General features: G+C 41.3%; 20 protein-coding genes. 17 read left to right on the plus strand and 3 right to left on the minus strand.

Features of this window, described 5'->3' with window-relative positions; translation table 11 throughout:
• Positions 1-288 precede the first annotated feature (288 nt).
• The 17 genes from HX021_RS04945 to HX021_RS05025 all read left to right on the plus strand — a co-directional run bounded on the left by HX021_RS04945 (position 289) and on the right by HX021_RS05025 (position 19,626).
• On the plus strand, positions 289-993 hold the full coding sequence (locus tag HX021_RS04945) for an NUDIX hydrolase (protein ID WP_286588882.1): 705 nt from the start codon (positions 289-291) through the stop codon (positions 991-993).
• A 149-nt stretch (positions 994-1,142) separates the two neighbouring features.
• Positions 1,143-1,772 (plus strand): hypothetical protein, encoded by a 630-nt coding sequence (locus HX021_RS04950; RefSeq protein ID WP_286588883.1) that lies wholly within the window; start codon positions 1,143-1,145, stop codon positions 1,770-1,772.
• A gap of 356 nt (positions 1,773-2,128) precedes the next feature.
• On the plus strand, positions 2,129-3,631 hold the full coding sequence (atpD, locus tag HX021_RS04955; protein ID WP_286588885.1) for a F0F1 ATP synthase subunit beta: 1,503 nt from the start codon (positions 2,129-2,131) through the stop codon (positions 3,629-3,631).
• A gap of 109 nt (positions 3,632-3,740) precedes the next feature.
• The gene (atpC, locus tag HX021_RS04960; RefSeq protein WP_028071934.1) at positions 3,741-3,989 is read left to right on the plus strand and encodes an ATP synthase F1 subunit epsilon; all 249 of its coding nucleotides are present in this window, start codon (positions 3,741-3,743) and stop codon (positions 3,987-3,989) included.
• Between the two features lie 398 nt (positions 3,990-4,387).
• A complete protein-coding gene (locus HX021_RS04965) occupies positions 4,388-5,278 on the plus strand; it encodes a branched-chain amino acid transaminase (protein ID WP_286588893.1) in 891 nt (296 codons plus the stop codon).
• Positions 5,262-6,962, plus strand: coding sequence for a dihydroxy-acid dehydratase (gene ilvD / locus HX021_RS04970; protein ID WP_286588894.1), 1,701 nt, complete (start codon positions 5,262-5,264; stop codon positions 6,960-6,962). Before HX021_RS04965 ends, ilvD begins: the two co-directional genes overlap by 17 nt.
• A gap of 96 nt (positions 6,963-7,058) precedes the next feature.
• Complete coding sequence (ilvB, locus tag HX021_RS04975; protein ID WP_286588895.1) at positions 7,059-8,801, plus strand: biosynthetic-type acetolactate synthase large subunit; 1,743 nt, start codon at positions 7,059-7,061, stop codon at positions 8,799-8,801.
• A gap of 8 nt (positions 8,802-8,809) precedes the next feature.
• Positions 8,810-9,400 (plus strand): acetolactate synthase small subunit, encoded by a 591-nt coding sequence (gene ilvN, locus HX021_RS04980; RefSeq protein ID WP_286588896.1) that lies wholly within the window; start codon positions 8,810-8,812, stop codon positions 9,398-9,400.
• Between the two features lie 4 nt (positions 9,401-9,404).
• Positions 9,405-9,866 (plus strand): DinB family protein, encoded by a 462-nt coding sequence (locus HX021_RS04985; protein WP_286588897.1) that lies wholly within the window; start codon positions 9,405-9,407, stop codon positions 9,864-9,866.
• Between the two features lie 51 nt (positions 9,867-9,917).
• A complete protein-coding gene (ilvC, locus tag HX021_RS04990; protein WP_286588899.1) occupies positions 9,918-11,399 on the plus strand; it encodes a ketol-acid reductoisomerase in 1,482 nt (493 codons plus the stop codon).
• A gap of 179 nt (positions 11,400-11,578) precedes the next feature.
• Positions 11,579-12,976 carry a 3-isopropylmalate dehydratase large subunit gene (gene leuC / locus HX021_RS04995; RefSeq protein ID WP_286588900.1) on the plus strand — a complete coding sequence of 466 codons (1,398 nt, stop codon included), beginning with the start codon at positions 11,579-11,581 and terminating at the stop codon, positions 12,974-12,976.
• A 10-nt stretch (positions 12,977-12,986) separates the two neighbouring features.
• Positions 12,987-13,577, plus strand: a complete 591-nt coding sequence (leuD, locus tag HX021_RS05000; RefSeq protein WP_286588901.1) for a 3-isopropylmalate dehydratase small subunit — start codon at positions 12,987-12,989, stop codon at positions 13,575-13,577.
• On the plus strand, positions 13,571-15,049 hold the full coding sequence (locus HX021_RS05005; protein WP_286588902.1) for an ATP-binding cassette domain-containing protein: 1,479 nt from the start codon (positions 13,571-13,573) through the stop codon (positions 15,047-15,049). Before leuD ends, HX021_RS05005 begins: the two co-directional genes overlap by 7 nt.
• Before the next feature lie 83 nt (positions 15,050-15,132).
• Positions 15,133-16,206 carry a 3-isopropylmalate dehydrogenase gene (gene leuB, locus HX021_RS05010; protein WP_286588904.1) on the plus strand — a complete coding sequence of 358 codons (1,074 nt, stop codon included), beginning with the start codon at positions 15,133-15,135 and terminating at the stop codon, positions 16,204-16,206.
• A 112-nt stretch (positions 16,207-16,318) separates the two neighbouring features.
• Positions 16,319-17,482, plus strand: a complete 1,164-nt coding sequence (locus tag HX021_RS05015; protein ID WP_286588906.1) for a 2-isopropylmalate synthase — start codon at positions 16,319-16,321, stop codon at positions 17,480-17,482.
• Between the two features lie 211 nt (positions 17,483-17,693).
• Positions 17,694-18,941, plus strand: coding sequence for a threonine ammonia-lyase IlvA (ilvA, locus tag HX021_RS05020; protein ID WP_286588907.1), 1,248 nt, complete (start codon positions 17,694-17,696; stop codon positions 18,939-18,941).
• 169 nt (positions 18,942-19,110) lie between these two features.
• Entirely contained in the window at positions 19,111-19,626 is a 516-nt protein-coding gene (locus HX021_RS05025; RefSeq protein ID WP_286588909.1) for a DUF2911 domain-containing protein, read from the plus strand.
• Between the two features lie 80 nt (positions 19,627-19,706).
• Here HX021_RS05025 and HX021_RS05030 read toward each other — a convergent pair whose 3' ends face one another.
• From HX021_RS05030 to HX021_RS05040, 3 genes are all read right to left on the minus strand, one after another.
• Complete coding sequence (locus HX021_RS05030) at positions 19,707-20,342, minus strand: SLC5/6 family protein (protein WP_286588911.1); 636 nt, start codon at positions 20,340-20,342, stop codon at positions 19,707-19,709.
• 20 nt (positions 20,343-20,362) lie between these two features.
• Positions 20,363-20,902, minus strand: a complete 540-nt coding sequence (locus HX021_RS05035) for an AraC family ligand binding domain-containing protein (protein ID WP_286588912.1) — start codon at positions 20,900-20,902, stop codon at positions 20,363-20,365.
• Positions 20,903-21,185: 283 nt separating this feature from the next.
• The gene (locus HX021_RS05040; RefSeq protein WP_286588913.1) at positions 21,186-23,588 is read right to left on the minus strand and encodes a S9 family peptidase; all 2,403 of its coding nucleotides are present in this window, start codon (positions 23,586-23,588) and stop codon (positions 21,186-21,188) included.
• Between the last annotated feature and the right edge of the window lie 265 nt (positions 23,589-23,853).

Here is a 23,853-nt window from a genome sequence, read left to right on the forward strand (position 1 = left end):
ACACACTATTTTTCCAACATTCCTTTTAAAACAGGGACTCAAAAAAATAATTAGTGTCAAATAAACATTTAATTCCTTAAATATGAAAGAAAATTTTCATATTTAAAAAATTGAATTAACTTCATCCTTTCAAAATAATGGAGAATTCGAGCGATATACACCTGTTGTTTTAAAACATTTTTGCTACACAACAACCAGTATTACACTTATTTTTAGCTACTTACTTTTTAGAGTTTTATGACGAGAGATGGAATGATGTCAAAAAAAAGAGATAAAAACATTAGATAAATGGAATATTACAAAAAAGATTCAGGTATCTTATTAGCCATCGACTGTATCATCTTTGGATTTAACGGAGAGTCGTTGGAAATTTTATTAATTAAACGTGATTTCGAACCCGAAAGAAACAAATGGAGTTTAATGGGTGGATTTGTTCAGTCTGATGAGAGCCCCGAAGAAGCTGCCAGTCGCATATTAAAAAAATTAACGGGCCTTGAAAATGTCTATATGGAACAATGCAGTGTATTTGGAGAGCCCAAACGTGAGCCTAACGATCGTGTGGTGAGTCTCTGTTACTTTGCTTTGATAGACACCCAACAATATCAACACATTTTAAGCGATGACTACGAAGCGAAATGGTTTCCATTACAGCAACATCCCGCATTGATCTTTGATCATGATCAGATGATTGCCTCAGCACAGCATCGCCTCCGGATGAAAGCCGCGCTTTATCCTATCTTATTTGAATTATTACCGGAGAAATTTACCATCCCACAAATTGCGGCCCTATATGAAGGTGTTTACAATATAGAGCTTGACAAACGTAACTTTAGCCGAAAGCTGCTCTCCTCAGGTTTGATCATCAAGCTACAGGAAAAAGACAAAGAAAATTCCAAGAAGGGAGCATACTATTTTAAACTGAATACCGCAATCTACAAGGAAAAAATCATGTCTTTCCTCCGCTACCTGCCAAGCTGGTCACCCGAAATATAGGTAGAAGTGTGCATGATAATGTGATGTTCAGGAATATATTTCATTTTCAATTTTCGTTTTTTTAATAATTCCTTATATTTATCACTAGCATATGTTAGCTTTGCAGCTGGTATAAACTGATTAAAAAATATTCTTATAAAATAGACAACATGAGCAGATTGAGATTCGCATTGGTATTCTTTACGATTTTATTTATTTCATCACACTCGTTATTACGGGCCCAGACACCTGCTGCGCAGGCTAACAGTGCCTTCAAATACAGTCCAGATGGTTTAAGAAAAGGAAGTCTGGCAAATCAATTTGACCACTTAAATTACATCTCAAAAAACAATTACGACTTTAAGATGATCCGCAAGACTAATTTGGACATCGTTAGGAGGAATGTTATTGATACCGTGTCCAAATTACATAAAGAGATCAATACACTCAGGTCCTCTTCTAGCAACTATGCTTCCAATACCAAAACCCTGCAGGATTCAGTTCAGGTGCTAAAAGATCAATTAGCACAGGAAAAAGAAAAGACGGATAGTTTTTCATTTTTAGGGATCAATACCAGCAAAGGTTTATACAGCACGGTGGTTTGGACCATTATTGGTGTTCTGGCAGTTGCAGCATTTGCCTTTTTAGTTTCCTATAGAAAAGCCAAGGTAGATACGGTAGAGTTCCAAAAAACAGCCGAACAATCCCAGGAAGAACTGGCGACATTCCGTAAAAAGGCAATGGAAAAAGAACAATTGTTAAAACGCCAATTGCAGGATGAGTTGAATAAAAAAATCTAACACAAGCTTGATCCGCTGTTAAAAAATCATCGACCTGTAACGTACCTTCCACCATATCGGCACTACAGGTCGATGTTATTTAGCCACTATTGACCGTTTGGATGAATGTGCTCAAATGGATCGTGTTTAAAATCCTATTCAGCCTCAATAAATACGAAAAACTATATTTGTAGGTATAAGAATCGAAACTAACAGAATTACAAGAGATAACATTTTGACCTACATTAATAAAAATGTAATTTAATTGCAAATTCTATTTGTTTTTAAAAACGAATAACCTTATTTTTGCTGACCAAAAAAGAGGCCTTTTGTGTCTCCTTTATAAAATTGATTAATAAATATTTAGTCCCTATAATATGCCCAAGATTGGTAAAATAGCGCAGATTATCGGCCCAGTTGTTGACGTCAACTTCGCCGACAGTGAAAATCTACCTAAAATTTACGATGCATTGTACATTCAAAAAGAAAATGGACAACGTGTTGTATTGGAAGTTCAACAACACTTAGGTCAGGATCGTGTTCGTACAATTGCCATGGACGCAACTGAAGGTTTGGTTCGCGGAATGGAAGTTGTCGATACTGGTGCTCCTATCAAAATGCCTGTTGGTGAAGAAATCAAAGGTCGTGTATTCAATGTAGTTGGTGATGCCATTGATGGTATCCAAAATTTGAGTAAAGAGAATGGTCGTCCTATCCACAACGTCCCTCCTAAATTCGAAGATCTATCTACTGAATCCGAAGTACTTTTTACTGGTATCAAAGTTATTGACCTTTTAGAGCCATATGCTAAAGGTGGTAAAATTGGTTTGTTCGGTGGTGCCGGTGTAGGTAAAACTGTATTAATCCAAGAGTTGATCAACAACATCGCCAAAGGCCACGGTGGTCTTTCCGTATTTGCCGGTGTAGGTGAACGTACACGTGAAGGTAATGACTTATTGCGTGAGATGTTGGAATCAGGGATCATCAAATATGGTGAGCATTTTATGGAAGGCATGGAAAAAGGTGAATGGCCTTTGGACACTGTTGACCACGAATTAATGAAAGACTCTAAATGTACTTTCGTATTCGGTCAGATGAACGAGCCTCCTGGTGCACGTGCACGTGTTGCTTTGTCAGGTTTAACTGTCGCAGAATATTTCCGTGATGGTGATGGCGAAGGTCAAGGTCGTGACGTCCTATTCTTTATCGATAACATCTTCCGTTTTACACAAGCAGGTTCTGAAGTATCCGCACTATTAGGCCGTATGCCTTCTGCTGTAGGTTACCAACCAACCCTAGCAACGGAGATGGGTTTGATGCAAGAACGTATCACGTCAACTAAAAACGGATCAATCACTTCAGTACAAGCGGTATATGTACCTGCCGATGACTTAACTGACCCTGCTCCAGCGACAACATTCGCTCACTTGGACGCAACGACAGTATTGTCCCGTAAAATTGCTGAGTTAGGTATCTATCCTGCTGTGGATCCTTTGGACTCTACATCACGTATCCTTTCTCCTGCTGTTTTAGGTGCTGAACATTATGATACTGCTCAACGTGTAAAAGAAATTCTTCAACGTTATAAAGAATTACAAGATATCATCGCCATCTTAGGTATGGATGAGTTGTCTGAAGAAGATAAATTGACGGTACACCGCGCACGTCGTGTACAACGTTTCTTGTCACAACCTTTCCACGTAGCAGAACAATTTACAGGTTTAAAAGGTGTATTGGTAGACATCAAAGATACCATCAAAGGTTTCAATATGATCATTGATGGCAAGGTTGATGAATATCCAGAAGCTGCCTTCAACTTGGTAGGTAACATCGATGATGCAATCGAAAAAGGTAAGAAATTATTAGCAGAAGCAGTTTAATTTAGATATTGGACCATAGATATGAGATAATAGACTTTCGATTATCTCATATCTATTTGAAAACCTAAAGTTCTCAAATCTCATATCTCAAATCTTATATCTAAGAATAATGAAATTAACAATTATCACTCCCGACAAATTAGTATACGAAGGCGAGGTAACATCGGTTACTGTTCCTGGCTCTGCGGGCTCTTTCCAGATCCTGAAAGACCATGCTGCCATTGTTTCTACTTTGGAAGATGGAAAAGTAATTATTCAACAAGGTAAAGGTGGACAAGAAGTGTTCATTAAAGGTGGTGTTGTGGAAGCAAAAGACAATGTCATTACCGTGCTTGCTGAAGGAATTATCGGAGATTAAATCAAATCGATTTTATAAAATTTAAAAGGCTTCCGATAGAAATATCGGAAGCCTTTTTTTTAAAGTTTTTTTGACATTTTCTTCATTTTAGGAAGAAATTTGGCCATTGTAACAAAAAATAATTTTTTGAATAGGTAGACCAATTTTAAATATGGTATACGACTAACAAAATATAAAACTGATAAAATCACATTATTTAGACTTAAAATTTTTTATAATTTATATTTTTAAAATTTTATTCTAAATATAAAATTCGTACTTTACCTATTGCCAATTATTGTAATTCCTACTACCTTGAGGAAATGAAAATCGGAACTCTTTGCGAACGCTTGAGACCGTGTGATTTACCACCAAGAGCCAGAACTAAGGGAAAATATTAACAGGGTAAATTTTGGGTTATGAAATATTACGACAAGAACACATTGATCTATTTAGACGGAGCTTTTGTAAAAGCTTCTGAGACGGCATTGGATCCCTTCGCCCAATCGCTTCATTATGGCTATGCTGTATTCGATGGTCTACGTGCGTACAACACCCACAATGGCCCCCGTATCTTTAAGGCAGACAAGCATTTTGAACGATTAAAGAAATCCTGTGAAGCAGTTAATATACCTTATAGCTGGAGTAACCGCGAGCTTATTGATAAGTGCTATGAACTGTTGGCTGTCAATAATTTAAGAGAGGCCTATATCCGGCCTTTAGTTCTTACCGGTTCAAATATGCACCTTACTTCATCCACTGCGGCGAATATCATGATTACCGCATGGGAATGGGGGCCTTATCTTGGTCAAAACCTTTTACGTGTATGCATCTCCGATATCAAAAGACCAAACCCAAAATCTTTTAAAACGGACTCGAAGATATCAGGTCAATACGTAAACTCTATTCTAGCAACAACCGAAGCCATTAATAAAGGTTTCGACGAAGCGCTTATGCTTGATCATGAAGGTTTCGTTGCCCAGGCTTCCAGTGAAAATATTTTTATTGAGAAAGATTTCAAAATCTATACTCCTCCGGTGAAAAACATCTTTCCCGGCATTACACGGCAGACTGTTAAAAACATCTGTAAAAAACTGAATTTCGAAGTCATCGAAAAACAGTTGACCGTAGAAGATATCTATACCGCAGATAGTGCATTCCTATGTGGAACTGCGGCGGAAATTATCGGAATCAAACAAGTCGACGATGTTGTCTATCCCGAAGCCTGGGAACACAGCATAGGTGCGTCGATCCAAAGAAGATATAAAAATTTAGTACTAGAGAACGAAAATTATGAAGTCATCATCTAACGGCGAAAATGCAATGAACAAATACAGCCGTACATTTACACAAGACGAAACGCAACCTGCTGCCAAAGCAATGCTTTATGGTATTGGCCTGACAGATGCCGATATGGAAAAAGCTCAGGTCGGTATTGCCAGCATGGGATATGATGGTAATACGTGTAATATGCACCTCAATGACTTGGCACAACTGGTCAAAAAAGGTGTTTGGAATAATGACTTGGTCGGTTTGACATTCGGCACTATTGGTGTCAGTGACGGTATGAGCAACGGTACCGATGGTATGCGTTATTCATTAGTCAGCCGTGATGTCATCGCCGATAGCATTGAAACAATCTGTGGCGGACAGTATTATGATGGCCTGATCTCTATTCCTGGATGTGATAAAAATATGCCTGGTGCCATTATGGCCATGGCCCGTTTGGATCGCCCTTCATTAATGGTGTACGGTGGGACCATCGCACCTGGCCATTATAAAGGCGAAGAATTAAATATTGTATCTGCCTTTGAAGCGTTAGGTCAGCGCATCTGTGGAAACCTCTCCGATGAAGACTACGAAGGTATTATCAAACATACCTGTCCAGGTGCCGGAGCCTGTGGAGGAATGTATACAGCAAATACAATGGCTTCAGCAATCGAAGCATTGGGCATGAGCTTACCCTATTCTTCTTCCAACCCGGCAATCTCGGATGAAAAGAAAAATGAATGTCTGGAAGCAGGTAAACATATCCGTACTCTCTTAGAAAAAGATATCAAGCCCTCGGACATTATGACACGCAAGGCATTCGAAAATGCTTTACGTACGATCGTTATCCTAGGCGGCAGTACCAACGCAGTACTTCACTTCATTGCAATAGGTAAAGCTGTCGGTGTTGATATCACACAAGACGACTTCCAACGCATGAGTGATGAAACACCGGTATTGGCGGATTTTAAACCATCAGGCAAATACTTGATGCAGGATCTTCAACAATATGGTGGAACTCCGGCCGTGATGAAATACCTATTGAATGAAGGTTTATTACATGGTGACTGTATGACTGTAACCGGAAAAACTGTTGCTGAAAACCTAGCGGATGTCAAGTCGATTATGGATTATGATCAACCGATTGTCAAACCATTGAGCGATCCGATCAAAGCAACAGGTCACTTACAGATCCTTTATGGAAATTTAGCTGAAAAAGGTTCAGTGGCCAAGATTTCCGGTAAAGAAGGTGAAAAATTCACGGGTCCTGCACGTGTATTCGACGGTGAACATGACTTGGTGGCTGGTATTGCGTCGGGCAGAATCAAACCTGGTGATGTTGTCGTCATTAAGAATGAAGGACCAGTAGGTGCTCCTGGTATGCCTGAAATGCTTAAACCAACCTCCTTGATCATCGGTGCTGGTCTAGGAAAGTCGGTTGCCTTGATCACTGATGGCCGTTTCTCCGGTGGCACACATGGCTTCGTGGTAGGGCATATCACCCCAGAGTCGTACAAAGGCGGATTGATCGGCCTTGTCAATGACGACGATGTTATCGAAATCGATGCGGTTAATAATACCATCAACGTACAGCTTTCGGACGAAGAAATCGCTCAGCGCCGTGCGGCTTGGGTACAACCAGCATTGAAAGTAAGTAAAGGAGTCTTATACAAATATGCCAAAACTGTGGCTGATGCCTCAGAAGGCTGTGTAACAGATCTATAGGAAATAAAAAAAAGAGACCGATAAGAAGAGAGGCCTCAGATCTAATATCTAAATACTAAAAAGACTGAATAATCAACAATAAAAACAATCAACGTAATGAGTACACTGGAAATAACAGAAAATAAGGCTGCTACCAAGCAAAAAACTCCTACACAAATTTCGGGATCGAAAGCTGTTATGGAAGCCTTATTGAGCGAAGGAGTTGATACCGTATTTGGTTATCCTGGGGGGGCAATTATGCCGATCTATGATGCCCTTTATGATTATACGGATCGTCTGAAGCATATTTTGGTGCGCCATGAACAAGGTGGAATCCACGCGGCGCAAGGTTATGCAAGAACTTCAGGTCGTACTGGTGTCGTCTTCGCGACAAGTGGCCCTGGAGCAACAAACCTAGTTACTGGACTGGCTGATGCTATGATCGACAGTAACCCTATCGTCTGTGTCACAGGTCAGGTCTTTGCCTCACTATTGGGCACCGATGCATTTCAGGAGACAGATGTCATCAATATCACAGCTCCGGTCACCAAGTGGAACTACCAAGTCACTGACGCCACCGAAATTCCAGCTGCACTCGCAAAAGCATTCTATATTGCCAGTACAGGCCGTCCAGGACCAGTATTGATTGATATTACAAAAAATGCGCAACTGCAATTATTTGATTACTTCGGGTACGAAAAATGCAACCATGTACGCAGTTACAGACCTGCACCACAAGTTCGTAAAGAATACGTTGAACAAGCGGCTGAATTAATCAACAATGCAAAAAAACCATTTGTTCTTTTTGGGCAAGGTATCATTCTTGGAAAAGCAGAGGAAGAATTCAAAACTTTTATCGAGAAGGCCGGAATTCCATCCGCAGCAACAGTGATGGGGTTGAGTGCACTTCCAACAGATCATAAACTTCATGTCGGAATGCTTGGCATGCATGGCAACTATGCCCCGAATGTCATGACCAATGAATGTGATGTATTAATCGCCATTGGTATGCGCTTTGATGACCGCGTAACAGGTCGCTTGGACAAATATGCCAAACAGGCAAAAGTGATCCACTTGGATATCGACCCAGCAGAAATCGACAAAAACGTACAGACAACCGTACCGGTATGGGGCGACTGTAAAGAATCACTTCCAATGCTGACTGAATTAGTCAACGCATCAGATCATTCCGCATGGTTGGAACAATTCCGTGAACTTGAAAAAGAAGAGATCAAAGAGGTCATTCACAATGAACTCCATCCGCAAACGGATATCATGACCATGGGAGAAGTGATCAACGTGTTAAATGAATTGACAGGCGGTGATGCTATTATCACAACAGACGTCGGTCAGCATCAGATGGTGTCCTGCCGTTATGCTAAATTTAACAACAGTAAATCAAATGTAACATCAGGTGGACTGGGAACAATGGGCTTTGGTCTTCCGGCAGCAATCGGTGCATGGTACGGCGCGCCAGAGAAAACTGTCGTTGCTATCATCGGTGACGGCGGAATTCAAATGACCATTCAGGAATTGGGAACCATCATGCAGTTTGGTGCGAAGGTGAAAATCATGATCTTGAACAACGAGTTCTTAGGTATGGTGCGTCAATGGCAACAACTGTTTCATGACAAACGCTATTCATTCGTGAATATCACCAGCCCAGACTTTGTCGCTGTAGCAAAAGGTTACTATATCGACGGTCAGAAAGTTTCTGATCGAAAAGATTTACGCAGTGCACTGCAGACGATGCTTGATCATGACGGGGCTTATCTATTGGAAGTTATGGTAGGAAAGGAAAACAATGTATTCCCAATGGTTGCACAAGGAACATCTGTATCGGAGATCCGCTTAAAGTAGAATTTAACATGGAAAAACAAGAATATACCATCACCTTATATACGGAGAATTCTATCGGTCTTATCGGTCGGATCTCAACAATTTTTTCAAGAAGAAAAATCAATATCGAAAGCTTGAATACCTCCCCTTCTGAAGTAGAAGGGATACACCGCTTCACCATAGTCATTACCGAAACGGAAGAGGTATTGCGTAAGCTATGCCGTCAGCTGGAAAAACAGATTGACATTCTTAAAGCCTACTACAATACCAATGATGAAGTGATCTGGCAAGAACAGGCCTTATATAAAGTACCTGCTGATGTGGTCAATGAAAAAGTATATGTTGAACGTTTGTTGCGTCAATATGGTGCTAATGTAGTTGTGATCCGTAACGATTATATTGTATTCGAAACGGCCGGCCATCGTGAAGAAATCGATAAGCTGACCGATGAGTTGACGAAGTATGGCTTGATCGAGTTCGTCCGTGGCGCCCGCATAGCGATCATTAAAGACAGTGCTGGCTTTCACTCTAAATTGATTCAGTTTGAAGCACAGGAGCCATCGGTAGAAATCGTTGAAAATGAATATCTCGACAAACGGGATGATGTCTTTACTATGTAATCAGATGCAAGAAACATTTAAATTTATCCTACAGGCACGTCAAAAGTTTATTGAACTGATCGACAGCCTCTCTATAGAGCAACTCAACAAAATCCCCGCTGGATTTAACAACAATATTATCTGGAATTTCGGACATATTGTAGTGAGTACGCAAACTTTAGTCTATGTCCGTACCGGTATCAAAGCAGACACTGCTTGGGTAAAATACAACGAAGATTATAAAAAAGACACCAAACCAACCCGCTTTGTCGAACAAGCAGAAGTGGATGAGTTGAAAGAAATCGCAATCCGTAGTATCGAGCAAATTGCCGTTGACTATGAGAACGGTGTTTTCGGAGCGATCACCTCCTTTTCAACTTCAACCTATGGTTATCCCTTGAACACAATCGAGGAAGTGATCGCCCTAACATCAGGGCACGACAATGTTCATTTCGGTTACGCAATGGCTCAACGTAGATGTTTGTAAATCAAAATAGAAATTAAAAAATATATCATTACTCAATACTAAATCAAAACAATGGCAAATTATTTCAACACCTTACCGCTTAGAGAGCAGTTAGAACAATTAAGTCACGCTGAATTCATGGACAACACGGAGTTCACGGATGGTGTAAACGCTTTAAAAGGTAAAAAAATCGTAATCGTAGGATGTGGTGCACAAGGCTTGAACCAAGGTTTAAACTTAAGAGATAGCGGCTTGGACGTATCTTATGCTTTACGTAAAGAAGCTATTGAACAGAAAAGAGATTCTTGGAAAAACGCTACGGACAACAACTTTAACGTAGGAACATACGAAGAATTAATCCCTACAGCAGATGTAGTCATTAACTTGACCCCAGATAAACAACACACTTCCGTGATCAACGCTGTTATGCCGTTGATGAAAGAAGGAGCGACATTATCGTATTCACATGGTTTCAACATTGTTGAAGAAGGCATGCAGATCCGTAAAGATATTACCGTTATCATGGTTGCTCCAAAATGTCCAGGTTCTGAAGTGCGTGCAGAATACCTTCGTGGTTTTGGCGTACCTACCTTGATCGCTGTTCACCCAGAGAATGACCCGCAAGGTAAAGGCTGGGCTGAGGCAAAAGCATACTGTGTAGGAACAGGTGGCCACAAAGCCGGTGTATTGAAATCCTCCTTCGTAGCCGAAGTAAAATCAGATTTAATGGGTGAGCAAACGATCCTTTGCGGATTGTTGCAAACCGGTTCGATCTTATCTTTTGACAAAATGGTTGAAAAAGGAATTGAGCCAGGTTACGCATCTAAATTGGTACAATACGGTGTAGAAGTGATCACTGAGGCCTTGAAACATGGTGGTGTGAGTGGCATGATGGACCGTTTAAGCAATCCTGCAAAAGTAAAAGCTTTTGAAATTTCTGAGGAATTGAAAGCGATCATGCGCCCATTGTTCCAAAAACACCAGGATGATATCATGTCAGGTCACTTTAGCAAGACGATGATGGAAGATTGGGCAAACGGTGATGCGAACTTATTGAAATGGAGAGCTGAAACGGGTGAAACAGCATTCGAGAAAACGCCAGCAGGTGATGTTAAAATCAATGAACAAGAGTATTTTGACAACTATACATTGATGGTTGCTTTCATCCGTGCAGGTGTTGAGTTGGCATTCGAAACCATGGTTGAAGCTGGTATCAAACCTGAATCGGCATATTATGAGTCATTGCATGAAACACCACTGATCGCCAACACAATCGCACGTAAGAAATTGTTCGAAATGAACCGTGTTATTTCTGATACAGCAGAATACGGGTGTTACCTGTTCGATCAAGCTTGTAAACCGTTATTGGCAGACTTCATGAAGACTGTTGATACCGATCTAGTTGGTAAAAACTTCAATGAAGGTAAAGATGCTTCAGTTGATAACGCCCAATTAGTTATTATCAACGAGATTTTACGTGATCACCCAGTAGAAATCGTAGGCCGCAAATTGCGTAAAGCAATGACAGCCATGAAAGCGATCAAAACTGTTTAAAAGTTCATGCTAAATTATTTGTTCTTTACAGGCCGGATGGGATATCTCGATGATTTCAATACCCTGCGTGCTCCAAAATCATGAATATTTCGTAATTTAGTATCTTAAAATCAAGGTGATATTGAGACATTTGCAATATCACCTTGATTCCTATAAAAATAACATAAGAGAGAATAAAAATGTCAAAAACATTAGTAGAAAAGATTTGGGATGCTCACGTCGTCAAGCGTGAAGAAGGGTTTCCGGATATTTTATATATCGATACCCACTTGATTCACGAGGTTACTTCACCTCAGGCTTTTGATGGCTTGCGCAAAAGAGGAATCCCAGTTTTTCGTCCAAAGCAAACGGTAGCAACTGCCGACCACAACGTACCGACACTCAACCAACATTTACCAATCAAAGAAGAGCTATCTCGCTATCAGGTAGATATGCTGACTAAAAATTGTGCTGAATTTGGCATTGAACTATATGGTTTGGGGCATCCATACCAAGGGATCGTACACGTTATTGGCCCCGAATTAGGCATTACGCTACCTGGCAAAACCATGGTCTGTGGCGATAGCCATACTTCGACTCATGGCGCTTTTGGTGCTATTGCTTTTGGTATCGGAACCTCTCAAGTAGAGCAGGTCTTCGCTACACAATGCTTGTTGCAGTCGAAGCCAAAAACCATGAAAATCGAAGTGAACGGAACCTTGCAAAAGGGTGTGGGCGCCAAAGATATCATCCTTTATATTATCTCCAAAATTTCTGCCGCAGGTGGTACAGGATATTTTATCGAATATGCAGGTTCAGCCATCCGCTCGTTGAGCATGGAAGCCCGTATGACCATCTGTAACATGAGTATCGAAATGGGTGCACGTGGTGGACTTATCGCACCGGATCAAATTACGTTTGATTATGTCGAAGGCCGTGAGTTCGCTCCTAAAGGTGAAGCATGGGACAAAGCCTTAACCTACTGGAAAACATTGTATTCTGACGAGGATGCCATCTTTGACAAAGTATTGACTTTTGATGCAGCCGACATCGCGCCAATGATTACGTACGGTACCAACCCGGGCATGGGTATGGGGATCGCCGAACATATTCCAGCCACAAATGCTCAACCAGAATCAGAAAGACCATCCTACCAAAAAGCATTGGACTACATGGGCTTCAAAGATGATTCCGTTGTCTTAGGAAATCGTGTTGATTACGTTTTCATCGGAAGCTGTACCAACTCCCGCATCGAAGATTTACGTGAAGTAGCTTCATTTGTCAAAGGCAAACAAAAAGCACAGGACGTGGAAGTTTGGATTGTACCAGGCTCCAAACAGGTAGAAAAACAAGCCAAAGAAGAAGGCTTGGATAAAATATTTGAAGCAGCAGGATTTCAATTGCGTGAACCAGGCTGTTCAGCATGTTTAGGGATGAACGAAGATAAAATCCCCGCTGGCAAATATTGTGTTTCCACTTCCAATAGGAACTTCGAGGGACGTCAGGGACCTAATGCCCGTACCATGCTGGTGTCTCCTTTGACAGCAGCAGCAGCAGCCGTAACGGGGAAAGTAACAGATGTAAGAGAGTTGATCTAAGCAGAAAAAAATGAAAAAATTTGAAACTTTAACTTCACAGGTAGTACCGCTGCCTATTGAAAATATTGATACCGATCAGATTATACCAGCACGCTTCCTGAAGGCAACTACACGGGAAGGATTTGGAGATAACCTATTCCGTGACTGGCGTTTTGACAGCGATAATCAACCAAAAACTGATTTCGTGCTGAATAATCCGACCTATTCGGGGAAAATATTGGTGGCAGGTAAAAATTTTGGCTGTGGTTCGAGCCGCGAACATGCTGCCTGGGCCATTCAAGACTATGGTTTTGATGTGGTCATCAGCTCGTTCTTTGCGGATATCTTCAAAGGAAATGCCCTAAATAACGGTGTATTACCGATACAGGTTCCCGAAGAATTTTTGGAAAAAATATTTGAACTGGTGCACAAAAATCCAGGTACCGAAATTATCGTCGACCTCGAAAAACAAACTGTGATGTTAACTGAAACCGGCGATCAATTTGAATTTGAAATCAATCCATACAAAAAATCATGTTTGATCAATGGATATGATGACATCGATTTTATCTTGAATCAAAAGGATTTGATTGCATCATTCGAAGCAAACAGACAATGGTAGATCCTGTCGTCCATATTGCCAATTTAACTATTCAGTACGGTAAAGATACCGTACTGCAAGACTTAAATTGGCAAATTTTTCCGGGCGAACAATGGATCTTGGGCGGTCCAAGTGGCACTGGAAAAACGACACTTGCAAAAGCTATTGCCGGGCAATTGAAATATGAAGGTAAAATCGCAGTCCACCTTGATCCCAATAGTCCCCTTCCAGCAAAAATTCACTACGTTTCCAACTGGTTCCAGTTTACCAATCTCGAAGGTGATCGCAACTTTTATTACCAGCAGCGATACAACAAATTCGCGAAAAACGATACATTAACGGTTTTTGCCGAACTAAAACATTTTGCGCAGGAACAACAGCTCTCATTTGAAAACGTACGTTCTTACCTGACAATTTTTGGATTCGAAAATTTCAAAGACCAGCAATTGATCGAGCTTTCCAGTGGCGAGCACAAAAGGCTACAATTGATCAAAGCCTTATGGCTCCAGCCTCAATTGCTCATTATCGACCAGCCATATACAGGGTTAGATGCACAGTCGAGAAAAGATCTCAATCGGGTTTTTGATCAGCTTGCAGATAAGGGCGTTTCATTGTTGCTGATCAGTAATGATGACGAACAACCCAGCTGCATCAACCGTTTTGCTGAGATTCAGGCGGGGAAAATCGTTTTTCGCCAAACGAGTGAAGAGATTTCCAAGGGTATCCCCCGAACAAAAAAAGCATTACCCTATTTTCTGCAACACCCCCCCAAGGTATCTGCTCATGTCATGGTAAAAATGAACAAGATCAATATCTCTTACGGTGATAAACAGATTTTAAAGAACATTGACTGGGAAGTAAAGGCAGGTGAAAAATGGTTGTTGCAAGGTCATAATGGTTCCGGAAAATCAACGCTGCTTAGTCTGATCAATGGTGACCATCCACAGGCTTATGCCAATGACATCCACCTTTTTGGGAAGAAAAGAGGATCCGGAGAAAGTATCTGGGACATCAAAGAACACTTAGGCATCATATCTCCCGAATTACACTGGTATTATGATATGAACGCTAACGTTGGACAGACCATTGCTTCGGGATTCTTTGATTCCATGAGTCTTTACCAGCGGTTAGGATTTGAACAGCAGCAAAAGCTCGAGCAGATTCTTCACTTCTTTGATCTCAAAGAGGTTAAACACAAAACATTAGGCTCATTACCATTGGGTCAACAACGTTTGGTCTTATTGGCGCGTACAATCGTGAAACATCCGGAACTGCTGATTTTGGACGAACCCTGTCAGGGCTTGGACAAAGAACAAACTCAATATTTCAACGACGTCATCGATGACCTGAGTAAAAGCGGTCAGACCCTCATCTATGTGGGACATTTCCAAACACAGTTGCCAGCTTGCATTGACAATAAAATCGTGTTGGAAAAAGGGGAAGTAAAGGCTGTAACTGAAGTTATCCACAAAAAAGAAACGTTATCAACATGAAAAATGTGGAAAACGTCAATTAAATAACAGATATTAGATGATGGATATTAGACAGTTCTAATATCTAAATACTAAATAAAACAATGAAGAAAAATATTTTAATCATACCTGGAGATGGCATCGGCCAAGAAGTTACGACATGGGGTAAAAAAGTTTTACAAAAAATCGGTGAAAATTATGGTCATGAATTTAGCTTTGATGAGGCGATCATGGGCCATACTGCGATTGAAGCTACAGGTAATCCACTTCCAGATGAAACATTGGCGAAAGCAAAAGCTTCCGATGCGATCCTTTTCGGTGCCATTGGACATATCAAGTATGATAACGATCCTTCGGCAAAAGTAAGACCTGAACAAGGTTTATTGAAAATCCGCAAGGAATTAGGTCTTTATGCAAACCTTCGCCCAATTCTTTTATTTGACGAATTATTGGATGCTTCAAGCCTAAAGCCTGAGATCCTTCAGGGAACAGATATTCTGTTCTTCCGTGAGTTGACAGGCGATGTTTATTTTGGGGAGAAAAACCGTAACGAGGACAATACCTTTGCCTCAGATCTGATGAACTATAACCGTTACGAAGTTGAACGTATTGCACGCAAAGCTTTTGATGCAGCTCGTACACGTAGCAAAAGATTATGCTCTGTTGATAAAGCCAACGTATTGGAAACTTCGCGCCTTTGGCGAGAAGTGGTACAGGAAATTGCAAAAGAATACCCAGATGTTGAAACAGAACACATGTTTATCGATAATGCAGCAATGCAGTTGGTAAAAAACCCGAAGAAATTTGATGTGGTATTAACAGCCAATCTTTTTGGTGATATCTTGACCGACGAAGCTTCACAGATTGCAGGTTCAATGGGCATGCTGGCTTCTGCTTCCGTAGGTGATGGCACAGGTTTCTTTGAACCTATCCACGGTTCTGCACACGATATCGCGGGTCAAAATAAAGCAAACCCGCTTGCGTCTATTTTATCAGCCGCATTAATGCTTGATATCAGCTTTGGCCTGCAGGAAGAAGCTAAAGCAGTGACCAATGCTGTTGCTGAAACATTAAAAGCTGGTTGGAGAACCGGTGATATTGCCAACAGCAGTACAGAAACATCAAAAATCTTAGGTACTCAGGAAATGGGTGAAAAAGTATTGGAGTTTATTAAATAGTAATGAGACATAAGTAATGAGTAGTATGCATTTGATGCTGCAAGCCCATAGCGGTAGCATTTAGACGCGCTGTTTCTTACTTATTTAGTATAAATCTTTGAATTAAGAAATTATGTTACACGACCCTAATCATCTTTACATTTTCGACACCACCTTACGTGATGGCGAACAGGTGCCCGGCTGCCAATTAACTACACCAGAGAAAATTGAGATCGCCAAAGACCTGGAAAAACTGGGTGTGGATATCATCGAGGCCGGTTTCCCTGTGTCAAGCCCTGGTGATTTCCAATCTGTCGTAGAATTGTCCAAAGCGGTGAACGATGTCATTATATGTGCATTGACCCGCGCCAATCAAAACGATATTGATGTAGCTGCGGAAGCATTGAAATATGCCAAACGGCCACGTATTCATACCGGAATCGGCTCTTCGGACATGCATATCAAATATAAATTCAACAGCACAAGAGAAGAAATTTTAGAGCGTGCCGTTGCTGCCGTAAAACATGCCAAATCCTATGTGGAAGATGTCGAGTTTTATGCCGAAGATGCTGGCCGTGCAGATTTGGAATTTTTGGCTAAAATGGTTGAGTCTGTTATTGCTGCCGGTGCTACGGTCGTTAATATCCCCGATACCAATGGTTATTGTTTGCCTGATCAATACGGTTCTAAAATCAAGTATCTGAAAGAAAATGTACGTAATATCGATCAGGCAATTATCTCCGCGCACTGTCACAATGATTTAGGACTTGCAACAGCAAATTCTATTGCTGCAATACAAAATGGTGCCCGCCAGGTGGAATGTACAATCAATGGTATTGGCGAGCGTGCAGGAAACACCTCATTGGAAGAAGTGGCCATGATCCTTAAAGTGCATAACCAATCGTTCGGAAGCTTAACCTCGAATATCGATAGCCGCATGTTCACCTACTTATCCCGTAAAGTAAGTGAAATGATGAACATGCCTGTACAGCCGAACAAAGCAATTGTCGGCCGCAATGCCTTCGCCCATAGTTCAGGTATTCACCAGGATGGTTTCTTAAAACACCGTGAAAACTATGAGATCATCCGGCCAGAAGATGTGGGTCTCGATGAAGCAGATATCATCTTGACTGCCCGTTCGGGAAGACATGCCCTTAAACACCATTTGGAGCGTTTAGGCTTCCATCTTGAAAAAGAGGATCTGGCAGATTGCTATCAACGCTTTTTAGTTTTGGCCGACGAAAAGAAGAATATTTGTGATGATGACCTCAAAAGCCTCATCCGAGAGAAAATATAAACGAAGGAAGGCTGCTCATGCAGCCTTTTTTCATCAGAAAATACTTTTTTAAAACAGTCAGTAGCACAAAGTATAGTAGGTTTTGTTTGATACAGCTGCTGTCTTTTCACAAAAATCAACTAAATTTAAACATACAGTAGCGGTAGAATATCTCGTATAACAACGGATATCAGCATTTTCTGTACTACCTTAACTGGGTAATCATCTCACAATGGATCTATCAACCTTAAACATCGATTCAGAAGCTACGCTTGAACGCATCAAAACCGTAGTCAACCGTACGCCTTTGCAATATAACCGACATCTATCCGAAAAATATGGCGCAGAAGTCTACCTCAAACGCGAAGATTTACAGGTAGTCCGCTCGTATAAACTGCGCGGAGCCTACAACAAAATCACTTCCCTGACCGAGGAAGAGAGACAACGTGGCGTGGTCTGTGCCAGTGCAGGCAACCATGCACAGGGGGTCGCTTTCTCTTGCAACAAACTGGATATTAAAGGGGTCATCTTTATGCCTGGCCCGACACCACGTCAAAAAATTTCCCAAACAGAGATGTGGGGCAACGGTAATGTGGAAATCATCCTGACCGGCGATACCTTTGACGATTGCCAAAAGGCTGCCTTGGCTTACACCCAAGAACATGGCATGACTTTTATCCCACCCTTTGATGATCTCAAAGTGGTGGAAGGACAAGGCACTGTAGCCGTTGAAGCGCTACAGGATCTCCCTGATATGGACGCCATATTTATCCCCATCGGGGGTGGCGGTCTTGCGGCAGGAGCAAGCTACTATCTGAAAAGCAAAAACAAAGCAATCAAGTGCTATGGCGTTGAGCCCGAAGGTGCTCCATCCATGCAGGCAGCCTTAGATCATGGACAACCTATTGAACTGGAGCATATTAATAAATTTGTGGATGGCGCGGCCGTAAAAAAAATTGGTGCAACCACCTTCGAGATTGCCAAACAGCTGCTGGATGACACACGCTCTATTCCAGAAGGCAAGATCTGTACCTGTATCTTAGAGCTCTATAATAAAGATGCTATTGTGGTCGAACCGGCAGGTGCACTTTCCGTTGCAGCACTGGAGTTTCACAAGGATGAAATTAAAGGCAAAAAAGTTGTCTGTATCATTTCTGGAGGAAATAATGATATTGACCGCATGAGTGAAATCAAAGAATTGTCTCTACTTTACGAAGGATACAAACACTATTTTATCGTCCGTTTCCCACAGAGACCTGGCGCACTGAAGCTTTTTGTATCTGAAGTGCTTGGGCCTAAAGATGATATCACACGATTTGAATTCATCAAAAAGACTGAAAGAGAACGGGGCCCTGCCTTAGTCGGTATTGAGCTCAATAAGCCCGACGATTATGAGACATTGATTACCCGCATGAAAGAATATAAGTTTGATGTCATCGAAATCAACAAAGATCAGACGTTATTTGAATACCTTGTTTAATAAGAAAGCCAGCAGTGAAACCGCTGGCTTTCTTATTTATTGATTTTTCCTATTGTTTTAGGCTAAATTCCAGGTATCTACAGGAAGCATTTTTAAAGCCTCAAAAAAACATGCTATTTTCGTCGCTTAAAAATCTTATCTTTAAGTGTTTAATCAAATATAGACAGACATGAGAATATTAGTTTTAACAATTTTGACATTAATCGGTCAACTTGCTTTTGCGCAGACCGACAAAAGCAAACGACCAAGTCCACCGGACAGTGTTAAGGTAACAACCACAGATGGAGTCACCATTGACATCCATTACAGTCGTCCATCACTCAAAGGCCGCCAATTAGGTGTTGATATTGCTCCAATTGGTACGGTCTGGCGTACGGGTGCGAATGAAGCCACTACCATTGAATTTGACAAGGATGTACTTGTTGAAGGAAAAAAATTAGCAGCAGGCAAATACGGACTCTATAGTATACCCGGAGAACACGAAACCACCATCATGTTCAATAAGGTCTGGAACCAATGGGGAACAAAATACGATGAGAAAGAAGATGCTTTGCGTATTTCCGTAAGCAATGGTACGGCAAATAACAACCAGGAACAATTCAAGATCGGAGCTACTCCCGAAGGAACTATATCATTGGAATGGGGAGAATATATTGTCCCTTTCAATGTCAAGGCGAGCAACTAATCGTTCATCTCCGGACTGAACGCCTTCTTGCAATGGCACATGCTCTTGTCTAATGGTGGCACCAGACATGTGCTATTGCATCATTTCATTTCTTTGTTTTCATTCAGCCCATATTTTGCGATAAAAGCATCATACTCATCTTCCTCACGACTCATTTTATCATACCAGTTTTTCTTCAGAATTAGCGTCGTGATCCCCAGTATCAGGATACTTGTCACCAATCCTTGCCTTTGTTGGATCACAATGTACATGGGAATCAAGGTCAAACAACATTGCCATATGATTCCAACTGCCACGTTGAACATATCGCGCTTAAAATGATCATTCTTCTTCAGATCAGGGTATTTTTCCAGGGCCTTCTGATGAATGGCCCTCCAGAACCCCCATGGGCGCACACGCACATAGAAATCTATCAATACCGCATCTTCTGTAGGTTTGGAAAGCCAGGTTCCGGCAAAACAACCGAATAAAGACAATACAAACAAAAATGGAAAATAATATAACGGCAGCGTATCCGGAAAAAATTGTGGTAATAGGATTGCCCCGAATATTCCTGCCAGCATGCCCCAAAAGAATCCGGAACCATTAAAACGCCACCAATGCCATTTCAGCACATTGGCAGCAATATATCCCCCATATAAAGCCGATACAATCCATTGTAAAACCGAATTAATATTCTGTACATATAAGCCAATAACTGTACTACAAATGACCACAGAAACCGAAACTATATAACTCAGCCGGATCTGTTTTTTGGGTGAAGCCGATCGATAGAAAAATTTATATCATCCCCTTTGGAAAGTTCATACAATAAAACCAGAAGCTTCATAACAGCATAGAAACCATCGCGTTCCAAGGTCAATATCCGCAGTAGTGGCAGTACGCGATCCACCGTACCTTTACCAAAGACCACCCCACGGGATGCCTTCGCCAATAGTTGCTGGATGCTTGCAAACTGCTTTTTATCCAAATACTGCTCAATGAGGGAGGGGTGAAACTGAATGGTGATTTCATGAATATCATTCGATTGGCATTCTCCGTCTTTCCAGGCATGTTCAAGTTCTGGACTTGCTATGAGAACCAGATCCTGTTCCCCTATGGTTTCCACAGAATTACCAATAATCCGCTGCGCACCTGAAGCACCCTCTACATAATTGAGTTCATATTCAGGATGGATATGTACCGGAAAAGTAAATGAAGATTTCCTTCTATCAAAGACAACAAAACAGTCATCAGCGGACAATGGCGATTTCTCTCGAAATATATCAGGTCTCATAAATTTAGCTTTTTTCCCTCTTGGTAAATTACCCAAACTTAACGAAAATTACACGCTTAATCAATTTATTTCCCATTCTGCCCATGTTAAACTCCATTTTCCCTCGCTTTATTAAAACGATGCTTGCTATGCAAATCATCCCCCGCACAGGGGCACAAGCAGCATTATCGAACAGTGACATGCTTTCCTACGGACCTCATCTGAACTCCTATTCCCTCCAGAGGTTACCGCAAAAAAAAGAGGTTGGTTTAAGAAACAGCCTCTTTTTTTTGGATTTGGGGAATTAGTGTTTCAGATATTTTTCCAGAAACTGATCCTGCTCCCACAGCAGGTGGAAAATATTTTCCTTAGCCACATAGCCATGGGCTTCCCGTGGTAAAATCACCATACGGACTGGAGCCCCTAAGTTTTTCAGGGCCTGAAAGTATCTTTCAGTCTGTAGGGTAAATGTCCCCGGATTATTATCTGCCCCGCCATGAACAAGCAATAAAGGTGTTTTCATCCGATCAGCACTCATAAACGGCGACATGGTCATATACAATTTGGGATTATCCCAAAAATTGCGCTGCTCACTCTGAAAACCAAATGGTGTCAATGTACGGTTATAAGCTCCCGAGCGGGCAATCCCAGCTGCAAATAGATTTGAATTGGACAATAAATGAGCAGTCATAAACGCTCCATAAGAATGCCCCCCCACAGCTACCCGCTTGCGGTCGATGTAGCCCAGTTGATCCACAGCATTGATCGCCGCCTCCGCATTGGCCACCAACTGTTCAATAAACGTGTCGTTGGGCTCTTTTTTACCTTCACCAACGATTGGAAAAGCAGCATTGTCCAGTACTGCATATCCTTTAGAAACCCAATAAATAAACGAGCCATAGTTTGGGAAAGTAAATTCTTTTGGGTTTGCAGTACTTTGGCCGGCCGTGGTTTTGTCTTTATATTCCCTAGGATAAGCCCACATCAATAAAGGTAATTTTTCTTTTTTGTTAAAATCGTAACCTGCTGGCAAGTATAGTGTTCCTGAAAGTTCCACGCCATCTTTACGCTTATAGTTCAAAATCTCTTTGTGAACCTTCTCTAAGGACTTGAAGGGATTTTCCAAGGCTGTCAGCGCTACCTGTTTACCAGATTTCATGTTTTTCATAAAATAATTAGGGTACACCGTGGCCGATTGAAGCGAAATGAACAATTCTCCGGTCTTGGGGTTGACCAGCTGCTCGATACGTTCTTGCATTTCGGATGCTGCTGCAGTATACAGACGTTTCTTCTTGAGCGTGCGTAAATCCAATTCCTCCACGAACGGGAATTCTCCTTCTTTCGTAAAACCTTTCCCTACAAATAGCGTTTTATCCTTTTCTAAGAACATGGTATAAGTGCCAAAAGCATTGCGTTCTTGATACACTGTTCCAGGGTCATGATAGACATCCTGGCTGTTACGATCATGTAACAGCCTTGCCTCTCCACTGGAAGGATTAACGACAAATGTCTTCACATTGCGTGTATTGTACCAATGTGAATTGACCAGGGCGTATTTTTCATTCCCCCATACGACACCTGCATAACGATCCTTCATTTTAAAAATCAGTTTGCTTGGTCCTGTATAAGGATATTCCACCGTATATAACGCATCACGGAATTCTGCCGGCTGGTTTGCGTCTCCACCGTCAAGTGCCTCCACGTAGGCTAGTGTCGCCGGTTGGTCGCTTCGCCAATGCAATGAACGTTTTCCTGTCCGAGTGGATGAGAATCCTTTTGGCATCACCTCCGTCAGAGGCACCTCGTTGACCAATGCTATTTCCTTTCCTGAAAGATCATAGATATGTGTCTGTTGGGGAAAACGTGAGGCCGGAACAATATAGGAGTAGGGTTTTGTGATCGTTGTGACCATCAAATATTCACCATTTGGTGAGCATGAAATTCCAGCGTAGATTGCTTTATCTTTGAATTTTGTGATCGTACCATGGAGATCCACAAATTGTAGATTCGATTGTACCAACGTTTCAAAATTGGCCTCATCCTGTGGGTTTTTCAGCAGATCCTGGTATGTCCTTAATTGGGAGACTTGCCCATCGCTCGTGGAAACAACCGGTCCCGTAGGTAAATCCTTCGATGGATCCAACAGGGCAGATTTTTCCTTTGGCAAAGACGTGATCAGTAAACGCTCTGAATTGCGCAACCATTGAAAGGGAGCATCCAGTGTGGCATTTAAACTATAAGGTGTGAGCTGACGGGCAGTTCTTGTAGCAAGTTCCAGCACAAACAATGCTGTTCCGGAATCATTGGTATTTGTAAATGCCAATTGCTTATTATCAGGGGAGAATACAAAATGAGCCAGCAAGGCATCTTTTGGCATCCCCTCAAAGGAAGTATATTCAATTTCTTGACCAATTTTCTTTAACGCAATTTTATTAAAGAAGATGGTCGAACTTTCCATATTTGTGCGTGGGTTGATCCGCAGTCCGGCCAACTTCATTTCTTCCTGCCCCAGCTCGGCCAGACTCTTATAAGTCGGACGATAAGTAAACAACATCCAGGCCTTATCGCTGGAAATTTTTATTTGAGGCGGCCGAACAAAATCTGCCAGGGCCAAAATTTCTGGGTCAGGTTCCTGAAAAGTGATACGCTCCTGCGCAGATGCCTGCAATGACAACACGAACAAGAGACCATAGAATAGCTTCTTCATAAATTTATTTTGCGAATTAGGGCAATAAAAAGTAATAAAATTATGAAAAAAAAACAAGTATTGTAGTTATTTTATGACACAAAAATTAAACTAAAATTCTTTCGTAAAAAACAAGTAAAATTTCATAATTTAAAGTTATCCACATTTATACAAACCTAATAGTCAACTACTTAAATACACTAATTAGCAGTAAACAGGTCCTGTGACAAACTTTTACCCAAAATGTGGAAAAGTCGAATTACCGCTTCGCAGGAAAATATAGGAT

Source organism: Sphingobacterium sp. N143 (genome assembly GCF_030325625.1).
Lineage (GTDB): Bacteria > Bacteroidota > Bacteroidia > Sphingobacteriales > Sphingobacteriaceae > Sphingobacterium.